Source organism: Mesorhizobium sp. GW821-FHT07A06, assembly GCF_059419085.1.
On the sequence record NZ_JBWKRC010000007.1, the window covers coordinates 64,793 to 79,033 of the forward strand.

Annotated in this window: 12 protein-coding genes and 2 pseudogenes; 3 read left to right on the plus strand and 11 right to left on the minus strand. The window is 59.9% G+C overall.

Annotation, left to right across the window (positions count from 1 at the left end; translation table 11 throughout):
• Positions 1–55: 55 nt before the first annotated feature.
• The 7 genes and pseudogenes from AC07SZ_RS22215 to AC07SZ_RS22245 all read right to left on the minus strand — a co-directional run bounded on the left by AC07SZ_RS22215 (position 56) and on the right by AC07SZ_RS22245 (position 6,079).
• Positions 56–538 carry a hypothetical protein gene (locus AC07SZ_RS22215; protein WP_494915854.1) on the minus strand — a complete coding sequence of 161 codons (483 nt, stop codon included), beginning with the start codon at positions 536–538 and terminating at the stop codon, positions 56–58.
• A 12-nt stretch (positions 539–550) separates the two neighbouring features.
• Positions 551–2,305 carry a peptidoglycan D,D-transpeptidase FtsI family protein gene (locus AC07SZ_RS22220; protein ID WP_494915856.1) on the minus strand — a complete coding sequence of 585 codons (1,755 nt, stop codon included), beginning with the start codon at positions 2,303–2,305 and terminating at the stop codon, positions 551–553.
• 4 nt (positions 2,306–2,309) lie between these two features.
• Entirely contained in the window at positions 2,310–3,053 is a 744-nt protein-coding gene (locus AC07SZ_RS22225) for a transglutaminase-like domain-containing protein (RefSeq protein ID WP_494915857.1), read from the minus strand.
• Complete coding sequence (locus tag AC07SZ_RS22230) at positions 3,050–4,030, minus strand: hypothetical protein (RefSeq protein ID WP_494915858.1); 981 nt, start codon at positions 4,028–4,030, stop codon at positions 3,050–3,052. The genes AC07SZ_RS22225 and AC07SZ_RS22230 overlap by 4 nt, the downstream gene beginning before the upstream one ends.
• Before the next feature lie 615 nt (positions 4,031–4,645).
• Positions 4,646–4,774, minus strand: a pseudogene (locus tag AC07SZ_RS22235) (class I SAM-dependent methyltransferase); the annotation flags it as partial.
• A pseudogene (locus tag AC07SZ_RS22240) lies at positions 4,771–5,079 on the minus strand (prolipoprotein diacylglyceryl transferase family protein); the annotation flags it as partial. The pseudogenes AC07SZ_RS22240 and AC07SZ_RS22235, both read right to left, overlap by 4 nt.
• A gap of 199 nt (positions 5,080–5,278) precedes the next feature.
• A complete protein-coding gene (locus AC07SZ_RS22245; protein WP_494915859.1) occupies positions 5,279–6,079 on the minus strand; it encodes a YdcF family protein in 801 nt (266 codons plus the stop codon).
• 39 nt (positions 6,080–6,118) lie between these two features.
• Between AC07SZ_RS22245 and AC07SZ_RS22250 the strand changes: the two genes are divergently transcribed.
• The gene (locus AC07SZ_RS22250; RefSeq protein ID WP_494915860.1) at positions 6,119–6,688 is read left to right on the plus strand and encodes a cytochrome b; all 570 of its coding nucleotides are present in this window, start codon (positions 6,119–6,121) and stop codon (positions 6,686–6,688) included.
• Positions 6,689–6,696: 8 nt separating this feature from the next.
• Here AC07SZ_RS22250 and AC07SZ_RS22255 read toward each other — a convergent pair whose 3' ends face one another.
• From AC07SZ_RS22255 to AC07SZ_RS22270, 4 genes are all read right to left on the minus strand, one after another.
• Positions 6,697–7,137: a YqaA family protein gene (locus AC07SZ_RS22255; protein ID WP_494915861.1), complete on the minus strand. Its 441-nt coding sequence runs from the start codon at positions 7,135–7,137 to the stop codon at positions 6,697–6,699.
• A gap of 12 nt (positions 7,138–7,149) precedes the next feature.
• Positions 7,150–8,667: a multicopper oxidase family protein gene (locus AC07SZ_RS22260; protein WP_494915862.1), complete on the minus strand. Its 1,518-nt coding sequence runs from the start codon at positions 8,665–8,667 to the stop codon at positions 7,150–7,152.
• A 45-nt stretch (positions 8,668–8,712) separates the two neighbouring features.
• Positions 8,713–9,180: a Cu(I)-responsive transcriptional regulator gene (gene cueR, locus AC07SZ_RS22265; protein WP_494915863.1), complete on the minus strand. Its 468-nt coding sequence runs from the start codon at positions 9,178–9,180 to the stop codon at positions 8,713–8,715.
• Positions 9,181–9,259: 79 nt separating this feature from the next.
• The gene (locus tag AC07SZ_RS22270; RefSeq protein WP_494916085.1) at positions 9,260–11,722 is read right to left on the minus strand and encodes a heavy metal translocating P-type ATPase; all 2,463 of its coding nucleotides are present in this window, start codon (positions 11,720–11,722) and stop codon (positions 9,260–9,262) included.
• A 257-nt stretch (positions 11,723–11,979) separates the two neighbouring features.
• Between AC07SZ_RS22270 and AC07SZ_RS22275 the strand changes: the two genes are divergently transcribed.
• The gene (locus AC07SZ_RS22275; RefSeq protein ID WP_494915864.1) at positions 11,980–12,183 is read left to right on the plus strand and encodes a heavy-metal-associated domain-containing protein; all 204 of its coding nucleotides are present in this window, start codon (positions 11,980–11,982) and stop codon (positions 12,181–12,183) included.
• 108 nt (positions 12,184–12,291) lie between these two features.
• On the plus strand, positions 12,292–14,211 hold the full coding sequence (locus AC07SZ_RS22280; protein ID WP_494915865.1) for a multicopper oxidase domain-containing protein: 1,920 nt from the start codon (positions 12,292–12,294) through the stop codon (positions 14,209–14,211).
• Positions 14,212–14,241: the final 30 nt, after the last annotated feature.

Consider the following 14,241-nt stretch of genomic DNA (forward strand, 5'->3'; position numbering starts at 1 on the left):
TGCGGGGCGCGATCACGGCGCCCCGCTTGTCATGGTCGTGCCGACCAGGACCTCCCTAGACGGTAGCGGGAGGCTGATCGGCGAAGGAAGGCGTAGGATACGAAACGATGCGAAAGTTGCGCCACCGGACGTAAACAGCGACCGCGGTCACGAGCGCTCCGCCTGCGGCCAGATAAATCCGTACGGGCTCCAAATAAGTCAACAGCGCGCTGGCACCAAACATAAAGAGCAAGAGCTTGTTGCAGATTGGGCAAGCGATTCCGATGTAATTGGCGATACCGCCGAGACTCGCGAGTTTCAGAGCACAGGCGGGAACTGGAATCGTGACATAAATTCCGAGCAAAACCGCCTGCAACGCAAGCAACCCGACTTCGAAGCCGTTTGTAGGCGTCATGCGTATGAAGAAAGGGTTTGTCCACAACGCCGCAACAGTTCCGAGCATGGCGAAAGAACCAATCGCAACTAACGCTCCCTTGACGTATGAGGTGAATGCCATCTTCGCTTGCGGGTTTCTTCCAATTCGAATGGTGTCTTCCATTTTGTCACTCCGTTACGGTTTTACTGGGGCTGCCACAGCTTCCATTGTGGGTTTGTTGGCGACGGGAAGAACCGGCGCAAATCGTTCGGAACCCCAGGCTGCGATCCGCACCATGGACGGAAAGGGATTGGTCGGCCGCTCCTTGTAAGGTGCGATCGGGAGAAGCGGCAAAACCCGCTTCATGATGTCCCCTGTCACCGGAACCGCGTTCCAGCCCGACGTTTTGAATCCGCTGGTTTCCGGCAGTGCCTGGGGCTCATCGAGAATTGTCAGGAATAGATAGCGGGGCTGGTCTGCGGGCGCGATGCCCATGAAGGCTGTCAGCACCCGGTCACCGGAGTAGCGGCCGTTGACCACCTTGTTAGAAGTGCCTGTCTTACCTCCAATGAAATACACTGGAATGTCGGCTTTTTTTGCGGAACCGACTTCGGCGTTCAGCCGCATTAGAAACCGCAGGGCCTGCCCCGTTTCCGATGTCACCACATCCGTGGCTAAAATTCGCGATTCCAAGGAGGCTCCCTTGACAAAAGTCGGCCGGATAAGCTTCCCGCCGTTGACAAGCGCCGCGACCGCCATCGTCGCCTGTAGCGGTGTAACGGCCATGCCGTGGCCAAAGGCGATCGTGGCGGTGCTCAGTTCGCTCCAGTTTGGAGGAATAAGCGGCTCAGCGTTCTCGGGCAGTTCGGTGGTCAGGCGATCGAACTGACCCAGCCGCTTCAGGAATGCCTTATGTTTTTCGACGCCAACACCCATGGCCATTCGGGCCATCGCAATGTTCGACGAGTAGACGAACGCCTCGGGAACAGTCAGCGGCCTTGCCTGACCGCGGTAGTCGTTGATCGCAAACCGGCCAAATCGCAAAGGTCGACTGGCGTCAAGGACGGAGTGGATGTTGAACACGCCCGAATCCAGCGCCATGGCGGTGGTCATGGCTTTGAAGGTAGACCCCATTTCGTAAGTGCCTACACTGATGCGATTGATACGGTCCGGCTTCAGTGCATCAGCGGGAATGTTGGGGTCAAAATCGGGCAGCGACACCAGTGCAATCACTTCGCCATTGATGACATCCAACACCAGCCCCGCCCCAGCGATGGCGCTGAAGCGGACGACAGCTTTCCTCAACTCGTCGCTCAACGCATACTGGACCCTCAGGTCCAGGCTGAGAACAACCGGCTCAAGATCCCGTCGATTAAAGTTTAAGCCGGCTGATCTGAGATCCTGCAGTCCTTGTTTATCGATCCAGCGTTCGATGCCAGCAATCCCTGCATTGTCTATATTGACCGATCCCAGGACGTGCGCAGCTGCAGGCCCATTGGGATAAAGGCGACGCGTTTCGTCCCGAATTCCAACCCCGGGGATTCCTAGCGCCCAGAGCCGGTCCTTTTCAGCAAGCGTTACGCTTCGTTTGATCCACGCAAAGCCACTGCCATTCCCCAGACGTTTGTGAAGGTCAGTGAAATCGAGGTCTGGAAAAACGCTCTTCAGGCCCTCAGCCGCCTCGTCGACATCGATAATTCGGCGCGGCTCGGCGTAGACGGAAAAGCTTGCGATATCCATCGCGAGTGTCACGTTGTTCCGATCGACTATATCCGGCCGCGCAACAGAAGGCGGTACTGCAGCGTAGCCTCTATCGGGCCGATCCATGTTTCCGAGCATCACCAGGCGCCCGGCTATGGCAGCAAAGAAAAAGGCAAACATCGCCATAACGGTATAGATACGAGCTCCGTGCTTGGCGGGTTGATGGCTAGCGTTGGATGCATTTTCCATGAAGCTAGCCTTTGACCGCATTCTCAGCCGCACGCAGGTCATCGGTCCAGGCGTTGAAAGCGCGGTTGAAGGCCAATGTGCGTTTGCGTTCGGGCCATTTGAACCCGAAATGTGCGTAGAGATCGGTTCCCGCCTTTATATCTCCTTGGCGCACGACGACCTTTGCACGAGGGGTAATGGCCGGTGTCGGTTCGACGCCGTTCCAATTTGCAAGAACCGGAAAGCCTGCTTTTCCCAGGGCCAGATCCCAAGTCGCATCGACCAGGATCCATTTGCCGTCGACATTGATCTCCACGGTATCGTGGAAGCCGCGCGTTTCGGCCAACGTTTGCAGTACCGATTGCGGTATTGGCAAGTCGGCCCAGTCGAATGGAACCTGTATTGGCCGAGCGTCGGCCTTCCAGGATCGAATTAGCTGAAGCAAGGCTGCCGATTTGTGGCGGCAATCACCGCGATCGATTGCGAACAGACTGTCCGGATTACCAGTCCACGCGGTCAGCTTGTACGGGACCTCCTGCACTATTTTGAATGCGGCGATCCGCCGATCTCGATAGGTCAGGCCGACTTGCAGCTGTTCAGCAATCCACTTGCAAGATGGCGTTTTGCCGTCGGCGCGCTGCGCTTGCAGTTCGCGCTGAACGTTCGCGATGCGAGCGTCAAGTGTTTGCGGTGTCTGAACTTGCGCCATTGCGCGGCCTGGCGCGAGAGCCGTTGCGACACCGCCGATCAAAAACATGCGTCTGTTCATCGAAAGACCTCCAGCATTTGCGGAAAGCCCAATTCTCCTGCGTCCAGCCGATTTGCAGGATGAGGATCCAGTTCAGAAAGCATGGCAGAGCTCTCCCCAGGCCGCAGCAATTTCGCACGGGGCAAGTGTATTTCGACGTTGCCAGTTGGCGGTTTCGTCCTCCGTGCAATCGGCTGCTTTTCGAACGCGACAATGATGCCGTTCATGCCACCGGCGTTGCACCATTTGCGCATTGCCAGGCCGTTGGCACGCGCGCACTCCGAAACCAATCCGGCAAATTCCGGTCGGAGGTTGAATACGAGCAGCCCGCCATTTCGCAGCAGGGCCGAAGCTGCGGCGAGGAACGATTTTACGTCTGTTTCGAAATAGGCTGCTGCCTGTGAGTAAAGAATGTCGACCGTCCCGGCCTGAAGGCCGTGGGTGTCCAGAATGGATAGGCCGGCAGCTGTGACATAGGGATGCTCGACGATGCCCGCGGGCAGCTCGCCATGCCATTGCGTCAAGTTGGTGAAGTGGAAAAATACGTTTTGACCGAGACCATTTTCAAAATGCCTGGCGAGGCTCGCGATGTCGCGAGGCTTTGACGGTCGAGGACTTTTCAATCCCGCCCAGCCGCCGCCAACTTCCAGATATTGCAAGGCTCCGTCTGTCCGCAGTCGGCGAACCGCTTCGTGGAGAAGGTCGACGCCGACCTGCTCGGCGAGCCGGAAGGACCCGCCGCTGGACGTCCACGCTCCGTCATGGAGAAATGAAACAACGGTGTCGCGGATCGACCCCGTCTCTCGATATACGGCGTTGAGATATTTGATCGGATTTCGCCGTGAGGGAATCGGCACGTTGGGACGCAGGCAGCGGGCCTGAAGATCCCGTTTTACGCCCATCCTTATCGACCGCCATGCGGCGTCGTCCGGCTCGTACCCGATAGTTTCAAAGTTTCTTAGAATAGATTTGCGCGCGCGCGCAGCTGCGATAAACATCCTGAAAATTCCGCTCTAGCTTGATCGGTCGATCGCATTGCGATCGACGGGCGAACACCGAGCGGATGGAGACAGACGCAGTTCTGCGTCGGCAAAGATACGCTCAGTGCATCAGCACGAAGCGACTCTTGGAGGGCGATCTAGGGATATCTGGACAGTGCGAGCGCCGTCCTGACTGGGGGAAAAGGCCGGACGACTGATGGTTCCGACAAAGTTAACAGCAAACTGATGGATCATTTCGGCATGATGATCGTGATGCAAGGCGCTGTGCGACACTGTCCCGACGTCTTTGGAGCCTTGGTCGTGAACATGAGCGATCGCTGCAACGAGAATGTCGGCGGACTCAGCCCTTGGCGGATGCGCGGCAAACGCTGACAGCAGCATCGCGAACGCGATAGCTATCGAAATGAGGCGCCGAGCCTGCCATTTTGAACCGGTGGTCCACATAATTCCAGTTTGCACCACAGCGTTTATTTTTGGTTAAGGCTCAAGCGCCTCTATCGAATCATAGGGGGCTCATTGATCAAAGACTAATCTCAGGGCGCTCAAAGTGTCCATACTTTGTCCGCGCTTGGCCATCTCGTCACGCTGACTTTGCTGATTTAGTCTTGGAGTCCCGAACGGTTCGCGGGTGGTGTAGTAGCCCTCCGCGGGGTCGAACAGGCAGAGCGCCATGTATTCGTTGACGGGAATCGGCCCCAGTGCCTCGATCAGGTGGACGATGCGGGTTTTCAGCCGTGTCATGCCGGCTGCGGCTGTGCCACCGGCTTGGCGGTCAGCATCGCCGAGATGCCGGCCAGCACCATCGGTGTGGACAGGATCATGCCCATGGTCAGTCAGTTGGTGCCGAGGAGATAGCCGAGATGCTGGTCGGGCTCGCGGAAAAACTCGACGAAGATGCGCGACAGGCCATAGCCGCAGATGAAGGCGCCGCCGACGAGGCGCGGCGTTTTCAACTTGAGGCGCGAATGGGTGAGGATGCGCAGTATGAAGAACAGCACCACGCCCTCAAGCAGGGCCTCGTAGAGCTGGCTCGAGTGGCGTGCCGGTCGGCCTTGGCCTGGTGCGCGTCGCCAACTTCATCAATTCCGAACTCTGGAGCCGGCCCACCGATGTGCCATGGGCGATCGAATTCTCCAATGGCGGGCCGTTTACGCGCTGTTCTCCATCAAGCGCAGCATCCGCACCTGGTCGCTGTTCGATGTCGTGGCGGCCGGCGGATAACGATCAGTCTGACCACGCCTGACATTAACGTGCGGAAGGAAACACCTCTGCCGTCAAGCCTGCGATCCGGTATGTCAGCAGTCCAAACCATTCGTGTGCTGCGAGATCCGTCTCTGCGAGACCGACGGCAATCGTATAGACTCGTCGCTTGAGGTCTTCCGCGCCTCGCGTCCGGTAGTCGACAGGATAGGGTGTCACGTCGAAGCCGGCCGCGCGAAAGCATCCGACCGCCCTGGGCATATGGCTCGCGGATGTCACCAGAAGCCACAGTTCGCCGGGCTTCGGGCGAAGCGATGCGGCACTTTCGGTCCCGTTTTCGCACGTGTTTCGAGATCGCTCTTCCATTTCAATGCGCTGAGGCGATACGCCAAGCGACACGAGAATGTCGTGCGCGACCTGCGACTCTGTCATTTTGGCATTTTCGCCCAGGATATGGCTTGCTCCGCCGGAGAGGAAAATCCTTGCATCTGGATAGCGTCTGCTGAGATCGACTGTGGCCGTCAGCCGTTCCCCCGCCTCATTTATTGCCAAAGTGCCGCGGTCGCTGCTGATATGCGTGTCGACCGCGCCACCAAGAAGGACAATGCCCGTGACTGGCCTGTCGATTACTGGCTGTGCAAAGCGGTTCTCGAGTGCCATCAGGGCAGCTGGTCCAAGCGGACTCCAACCACATATGGCAAGCAACAGGATAGACGCCACAATGCATACCCGTCCCAGGCGCGGTCTGGCAACCATGATGGCCAGCAGCCCGACCAACCCGAGGAGAGCGATCAGGTTTGAAGGTATTAGAAAGACTTCTATGACTTTTGAGATGAAGAAAAACATAAAGACCTCGTGCTCGCCAGCAACCGGAACCTGTCAGATATGAGCGAGAATGTTCGTCACCCGCGCTGGGCCTTGGGTATTCGTCTGCTGCATTGGCTGACCGTGCTCGCCCTCGCGTTTCAGCTTGTGGTCGCCTTCGGTCCGATGAAGGGTCCGGGAATGGCCTCGATGAATTGGCTGCCTGTCCACATGTCGGCCGGTGTGACGATCCTCGCCATCATTGTCCTCAGGCTTGGCTGGCGCGCCTTCACCAAAGCCCCTGTTCAGCCCATTTCGCGATCCTCGCAACGCGCGAGGACCGTCTTTCACATGTCTATTTACGCTTTGATTCTTGCCGTCTTGATAACGGGATGGCTCGGATATCGACCGATGCCTTTCATGCCACCGGCGCGGCTTTTCGGAGGTTTGCCTGTGCCGTTGGCGCCGTCTTTAGGTCCGCTATCCGCACGGGCTTTCGCTTTCATCCACGCAAAGCTTGTCTGGATACTGCTTGGATTCATCGGCATTCACGTCGCCGCCGCATTTGTGCATTTCGTGTTCTTTCGCGACGGCGTCATGCGCGGCATGTCCTTTGGGCGAGCGGACGCGCGTGGCGCTTCCCAGGAATAGACCGCCGCTTAACCCATCGCCCATAGAGTTCCTAGGACGACTGCCGCATACCTCGCCGCCTTTCCCAGCCCGACGAGCAGCACAAACAAGCCGAGTGGGACTCGCGCCGCGCCCGCGACGACAGTGAAAGCGTCCCCAACGACAGGCAGCCAAGCGAACAGGAGCGTCCACGCACCATAGCGGCGAAACGTGCGGCCCGCCTGCTCATACTGCCCGGAAGTGACCGGAAACCAGCGCCTGGACTGGAGCGTGTCGATGCCACGCCCCAGGATCCAGTTCACCATCGAGCCGAGCGTGTTGCCGGTCGTAGCGACCGCAAAGAGCAGCGCCGGATCGCCACGGCCCGCGGCCAACAGGCCAAGAAGCACCACTTCGGACGAGACCGGCAGCAAGGTCGCCGCGAGGAACGCGCTGGCAAACAGTGAGCCGTAGATGGCAAGTTCAGCCACGCTGAACAACGTCTATGCCTGCACGTCGACGATACCCATCATGCCGAGTTGCTCATGCTCAAGGATGTGGCAGTGATACATGCGCGGCCCTGGCCGCTCCTGGCGCAGCAAGAGCCGCACCGTCTCGCCACGTGCGACATTGACGGTGTCCTTCCAAGCGAGATAGGTCGGTTTCGAGACCTTGCCGTCGCGTTCGTGCTCGATCACCTGGAACTGCGTCCCATGGACATGAAAGGGATGGTCCATGTCGGCCTTGTTGGCGATTTCCCAGAGCTCGGTCTGGCCGGCTTTGGCGACGATGTCGACGCGCGCCATGTCGAAGGCCTTGCCGTTGATCAGGAAACCCATTTGCATATCGGTGGCGGTCATGGTCATCGTTTCGGTGAACACGAGCCGCCGGCTGACCGCAGGGGCAGATAGCGGCTCGATAGGCCGCAGCCGGTCCGGTAGCGGCGGCAGAGGCTCGGCGGGAATTTCCGAGACATCGACCGTCAGGAGCGTCAGCCCGGCATCGGCCGGGCGGCCGGCGCCCATCCAGCCGCGATCATAGTCTAGCGTGTATAGTGTGATTGGGCCGGGTTTCTCGAAAGATACGATAAGTTCAAGACGCTCCGCCGGGCTGAGCAGGATCTCCTCCGCCGCCACTGGAACCTCCAGCAAGCCGCCGTCGCTGCCGATGATCGTCATCGGCGCGCCATCGAAGGCGAGCTTCAGGAAACGTGCATTCGTGGCGTTGTAGAGCCGTAGGCGCCGTTTCGCTCCCACCCTGACCGAGAGCTTTGGGTTCTTCTGGCCGTTGACCAGCACATGGTCGCCAACGCGGCCGTTCATCAGGTCGGTCATGGTGTTTTCGGGCATCGAGCCGTCGGCGGCAAGCCGCAGGTCGGTGAAGACCAACACGGTGTCGCCATACGCGGCCGGGATCGGATCGGCCTTCGCCTTGACGACGAAGGCGCCGGCCAGCCCGCGATAAACCTGCTCGGCCGTCTTGCCGTGCGGATGTGGATGATACCAGTAGGAGCCGGCGGAGCCTTCCGGCAGATCGAAGGCGTAGACACGGCTCGCGCCGGCCGCCACCGGGTCCATCGGATTGCCGTCCTGGTCGGCCGGCACCGGCATGCCGTGCCAGTGGATGGTGCTTGCCTCGTCGGCAATGCGATTGACAAAGGTGATCTCGACGCGGTCGCCCTCGAAAGCCTCGATCAGCGGGCCGGGGCTCGTCCCGTTGTAGGCGAGTATCGGCGTGTCCTTATCCTCCGCGAAGCGCGCGACGGCTGGTTCCGCCGTCAGCCTCGCCTTGAATTGGCCGGGCGCGTTGGCCTCATTGGCAAGCAGCGGCAATTCGCGCAGCGCCTCGCCTTCGGGCAGGGCGACAGCGCTTTGCGACATGGCGCCCATGTCGTGCCCCGCGCCCATATCCATACCCGGCATGGAGTCCATGTTGGACATGTCATCCATCTTCATTTGCGCCAGCGCCTTTGAACTCGCCAGCGTAGCCAGTCCTGCCACCAGAAATTCGCGTCGATGCATTGTTGTCTCCCAGGTCAATTGGCGCGCCTCGGGCGCGCGGAATGTTCAGAAGGCGTGGCGATGCCGGGCGCCATCGCCGACGCCGAGTTGCCGACGTTTCCGCGGCTTGGCTGGTCCAGCATCGTGACCGTTCGAAAGATCTTCGATAATCGGGCAATGCGGCCGACCGTCCCCCTGGCAGTGCTCAGCTAAATGACGAAGCGTCTTCGACATATCGCGGAGTTCACGCATCTTGCGCTCTAGTTCCGCCACGTGTTCCATGGCGATACGCTTGACATCGGCACTGGCGCGTGAGCGGTCGCCCCAAAGCGCGAGCAGATTAGCCATCTGGTTCACTGAAAAGCCAAGATCCCGGGCACGGCGAATGAAGCGTAGGGCATGAACGTCGCTTTCGGAATAGACCCGATAGCCGGCGTCGGTTCGGGCAACGTTCGAGATCAGGTCAATCGATTCGTAGTAGCGGATCATCTTGGCCGAGACGCCTGACGCCGTTGCGGCTTCCCCAATGTTCACGATCGAACTCCTGTCGGTTTGAGAGGCCGTACGCCTTCTTGAACTGGACTCTTAGATAAACACGTCTGCATCCGTTCCGTCATGCCGGTTCGGCCATCTCGGAAAGTTGCTTGGCTTGTGATCGATCGTCAATCGGTGCGCGAAAGCGCCTGAGACGCAACGCGTTCGTCAGCACAAAGACGCTGGAAAGAGCCATGGCGCCGGCAGCGAGCATGGGAGAAAGGAGCGTCCCGTAGAATGGGTAGAGCACGCCGGCAGCAACCGGTATGAGCGCAATGTTATAGGCAAAGGCCCAAAACAGATTCTGACCGATGTTGCGGATCGTTGCCTTGGAGAGCGCAATCGCATTGGCCACGCCGCGAAGATCGCCAGACATCAGGACGACGTCGGCGCTTTCGATGGCGATGTCCGTACCAGTGCCAATCGCGATGCCAACGTCCGCAGCAGCTAGTGCCGGTGCGTCATTGATACCGTCGCCGACGAAGGCAACGCGGGCGCCGTCCCGGCCAAGCCGCCGGACGGCCTCGACCTTGCCGTCGGGCAGCACCTCGGCGACAATTTCGTCGATACCGATGCGACGTCCGATCGCCTCGGCCGTGCGGCGGTTATCACCGGTCACCATGGCGACCCGAAGACCAAGCGCATGCAGCGCCTCGATCGCCTTTGGCGTCGACGCCTTCACCGGATCGGCAACTGCGATGATTGCGGCAAGCTTGCCATCGATGGCGGCGTAAAGCGGGGTCTTACCCTCGTCTGCGAGACGCGCCGATGCCACGGCAAAAGCCGAGATGTCCAGGCCAAGTCTGGTCATCAACCGGTCCGCGCCGATTTCAAGCTTACGGTCTTGGACGATTGCGGTGACGCCGAAGCCAGCGACGGCCTCGAAGTCCGTGACATCGGTGAGCACGAGGCCGCGACGTTCTGCCGCTCGCACGATCGCCTCGGCGACCGGGTGTTCGGAGCGCGCCTCGACCGACCCGACGAGCCGCAGTACGTCCGCCTCGACAAATCCACCTGACACCACGAAATCGGTCAGTTCGGGCCGACCTTCGGTGAGCGTCCCGGTCTTATCGAGTGCAATGACAGTGGCGTCACGCAATGTTTGAAGCGCATCGCCCTTGCGGAAGAGAACACCCAACTCGGCGGCGCGGCCGGTGCCGACCATGATCGAGGTAGGCGTGGCGAGACCCATGGCGCAGGGGCAGGCAATAATCAGCACCGCAACCGCGTTGACCAGCGCGAACGAGAGCGCAGGATCCGGCCCGAAGAAAAGCCAGACAGCAAAGGTAAGCATGGCAGCCGCGATGACGGCTGGGACAAACCACGCCGTCACTTTGTCGACGAGCGCCTGGATCGGCAACTTCGAGCCTTGGGCAGCCTCGACCATGCGGATGATCTGAGCAAGCAGTGTCGCGGAGCCGACCTTCGTGGCTCGGAAGTAAAAACTACCGGCCCTGTTGATGGTGCCGCCGACCACTTCTGAGCCGATATCCTTGGCCACGGGCAGCGGTTCGCCGGTCATCATGGACTCGTCGACGAAGGATGATCCCGCGACGATCTCGCCGTCAACCGCGATCCTTTCGCCCGGCCGAACCATAACCATGTCACCGACCCGGACCTCGGCGAGAGGCACATCTACAGTGATGCCGTCCTTGACCACGCGCGCCGTCTTTGGCTGCAAGCCGACCAGCTTCTTGATTGCCTCACTGGTCCGACCCTTGGCCCGCGCTTCGAGAGTGCGGCCAAGCAGGATCAGCGTCACGATCACGGCCGCCGCTTCGTAGTAGACGTTGGCGGTGCCCGCCGGCAAGACATCGGGAATGAAAGTCGCGACGAGCGAGTAAGCCCAGGCGGCACCCGATCCGAGCGCGACAAGCGCGTTCATATCCGGCGCGCCCTTGAGCAGCGCCGGCACGCCCTTCCGGAAGAAGCGAAGGCCGGGGCCGAACAGGACGATCGTGGTGAGGAGGAATTGCAGGCGCCAGTTCCACTCGCCGAGCGTCATCATCACCCAATGATGGAGCGCAGGTACAAGATGCGAGCCCATTTCGAGAACGAAGACAGGCAGGGTCAGCAGCGCCGCCATCGCGAGCGAACGGCTGAGCGCGCGGATTTCGGCGGCCCGTCCATCGCGCTCGCGGTCCTCGTCCGCATCCGGCAAAATCTGACGCGCTTCGTAGCCGGCTGCGGCCACTGCCCCTTCAAGAGCCGCAGCTTCGACTGCACCCGCGACGATCTGGACGCTGGCGCGTTCCGTTGCCAGATTGACGCTGGCATCGGTCACGCCGGGCACGCCCTTCAGCGCCTTCTCGATACGCGAGACACAGGAGGCACAAGTCATCCCTTCGATTGCCAATTCGATTGCGTCCGTACGCATCTGGTAGCCAGCAGCCGATACCGCCGCGACTACGGGAGCAAGGTTCGGCTTGCCGGAAAAGGTCACCTCGGCACGTTCGGTCGCCAGATTGACCGATGACGAGACAACGCCTGGCGCGGCGGTGATCGCCTTTTCGACGCGCCGCACGCAAGAAGCGCAGGTCATGCCTTCAATGCCAAGCTGGACCGTGGGATTTGAACTTGAAACGGATCCGGCTAATTCGTCGCGAATGATGGCGTTCATGTTTCCGCAACTCCATTTTTGGTTGGTTGCAGCGACAGATAAAGGTTCCAGCGATGGGAAGGTCAAGGGCTAAATTTTGCTGCAAGCCATTTGGGCCCGCCAATCGAAAAACGGCCCTTGACCTTGCCACGATGGGAAGCCCCATATCGTGACGATCAGAAACGAAAAGGAGAGCTGCGATGCTGAAACTCAAAATTCCTGACATGAGCTGCGGCCATTGCGCCAGCACGATCGACAAGGCCGTCAAGAGCATCGATCCGGCGGCTCATGTGACGGTCGACCTCGGATCTTCGACGGTCGCCGTCGATACCAGGGCAGACGAAACCGCAATTCGTGACGTCATCAAGTCTGCCGGGTATGACAACGAGAAGATGGCTGCTTGAGTAAACCTATCTTTGGCCGGCGCGGATCGTAAACGCGCCGGCCGCGTTCATGACACCAGTTAAGCTGTGCCGCCCGATCACATGAGGCGGATGATCGAGGGCGGACACATGCTCATTCAACCGATCGATTATTTTCTCGTCGCCTGGTTCGCGATTGCGGCCGCCTCGACGCTTTATGTCGGCCTCGACCAGTACCGTAATAATCCTGAGCCGGTGGTGATGAAATGGGGTTTCATCCTGGTGACCCTTTATATGGGACCGCTCGGCCTGCTGCTTTACGTGCTGGCCGACAAGGAGCCGCGTCCGGGCGAGCACGAGGCCTTTACCAGCCCGCTTTGGAAGCAGGGCGTCGGCTCGACGATCCATTGCGTCGCCGGCGATGCCACAGGCATTATCCTTGCCGCCGTCATCACCGCCGCGCTCGGCCTGCCGATGTGGCTCGACCTCATCGTGGAATATCTCGCCGGCTTCGCCTTCGGCCTGTTCATCTTCCAGTCGCTGTTCATGAAATCGATGATGGGCGGCACCTATTGGGAGAATGTAAGGAAGAGCTTCCTGCCCGAGTTCATCTCAATGAATTTCATGATGGCAGGCATGGCGCCCGTCATGAGCTTCCTGATGATGGGCCGCGATATGCGCGCCATGGAGCCGACTGAGTTGCTGTTTTGGGGCGTGATGTCGATCGGCGTCATCGCCGGCTTTACGCTGGCCTATCCCGCCAATGTCTGGCTGGTCGCACGCAAGCTGAAGCATGGGCTGATGACGCGGCGCGAGCAACCCCCCAAGAACGAGAGTCCGAAGCATTCCGCCCCAAAGCAAGACGCGCCGATGCAAATGGACCACGCCGGCTCCGGCGGTCATAAGGCGCAGAGCCATGACATGGGCTCCCATAAGGGCAAGAAGAGCGGCGGTCACCAAATGGAGACGGACGCGACGACGGCACAGATCACTGCCCTAGGAGTAGTATCCCTGCTGGCGCTTGCGGTCGGCATGATCGCGCCTGCGAACTGGATCAACATGGGCCTGTCGGCCCGCGAGGTTGGCGGAGCCATCATGCCCCCCGGCATGATCATGGACCGCGACACGCCCGCCGCGGCAATGCGCGACATGGCGGCGGTCGATCCTAGGCTGGTGAGTTTCAAGGCTGATCCCACGGCACGGGGAGGCACTGTCCTCGAACCGCGAATCGAGAACGGCGTCAAGGTTTTCGATCTCGAGGCTTCGGTTATCCGCTGGTCAATTCTGCCTGGGGTGACGGTCGAGGCCTTTGCCTACAACAAGCAGGTTCCAGGTCCGACGCTGCGCGTTACCCAAGGCGACCGCGTTCGCATCAACGTCACCAACCGGCTGCCCGAAAGCACGACCGTGCATTGGCATGGCCTCGACGTGCCCAACGCGATGGACGGCCCGGCCTACGTCACGCAGAAGCCAATCGAGCCAGGTGAAACTTTTTCCTACGAATACACCGTTGAACAATTCGGCACATATTTTTATCACACCCATGATCACGTCGACCGTCAGCAGGCACTCGGCCTCTATGGCGCACTGATCATCGACCCGAAAAATCCGGCCGACGCAATCACCGCCGACCTGGAATATACCGTTCAACTCCAAGAATGGCTGAAACGCGAAGGGCTGACTTTTCCGTCCATGCCGATGGACGGCGGCTTCCCCAATTTTTTCACCATCAACGGCAAGTCTTACCCGGCGACTGAGACGATCAACATGAAGGTGGGTCAGTTGCTCAAGATCCGTTTCGTGGGCTCCAACACCTCCGCCATCCATCCGATGCACATTCACGGCGGGCCGTTCGAGGTCGTCGCCGTAGACGGCGCAACACTGCCCCAAACCGCACGGTATACGGCCGACACTGTCAATGTCGGCCCCGGGCAGAGGTACGATGTCCTGTGGCGGGCCCTTCGACAGGGCAAGTGGCTGTTGCATTGCCACATCCCGCATCACACGACGAACAACAATGTGGAGGAGAGGGGCGGCGGCGGGCTCACCATGATCATTGATGTCAATTAGCGCCGGCCGAGGTTATGATTGATGCTCCCA

Excerpts from the sequence above, each read along its gene's own strand:
- AC07SZ_RS22260 (WP_494915862.1), bottom strand. The coding sequence starts at position 8,667 with ATGCATCGACGCGAATTTCTGGTGGCAGGACTGGCTACGCTGGCGAGT.
- AC07SZ_RS22270 (WP_494916085.1), bottom strand. The coding sequence starts at position 11,722 with ATGACCTGCGCTTCTTGCGTGCGGCGCGTCGAAAAGGCGATCACCGCC.
- AC07SZ_RS22280 (WP_494915865.1), top strand. The coding sequence starts at position 12,292 with ATGCTCATTCAACCGATCGATTATTTTCTCGTCGCCTGGTTCGCGATT.
- AC07SZ_RS22220 (WP_494915856.1), bottom strand. The coding sequence starts at position 2,305 with ATGGAAAATGCATCCAACGCTAGCCATCAACCCGCCAAGCACGGAGCT.
- AC07SZ_RS22245 (WP_494915859.1), bottom strand. The coding sequence starts at position 6,079 with ATGTTTTTCTTCATCTCAAAAGTCATAGAAGTCTTTCTAATACCTTCA.
- AC07SZ_RS22250 (WP_494915860.1), top strand. The coding sequence starts at position 6,119 with ATGAGCGAGAATGTTCGTCACCCGCGCTGGGCCTTGGGTATTCGTCTG.
- AC07SZ_RS22230 (WP_494915858.1), bottom strand. The coding sequence starts at position 4,030 with ATGTTTATCGCAGCTGCGCGCGCGCGCAAATCTATTCTAAGAAACTTT.
- AC07SZ_RS22215 (WP_494915854.1), bottom strand. The coding sequence starts at position 538 with ATGGAAGACACCATTCGAATTGGAAGAAACCCGCAAGCGAAGATGGCA.
- AC07SZ_RS22225 (WP_494915857.1), bottom strand. The coding sequence starts at position 3,053 with ATGAACAGACGCATGTTTTTGATCGGCGGTGTCGCAACGGCTCTCGCG.
- AC07SZ_RS22275 (WP_494915864.1), top strand. The coding sequence starts at position 11,980 with ATGCTGAAACTCAAAATTCCTGACATGAGCTGCGGCCATTGCGCCAGC.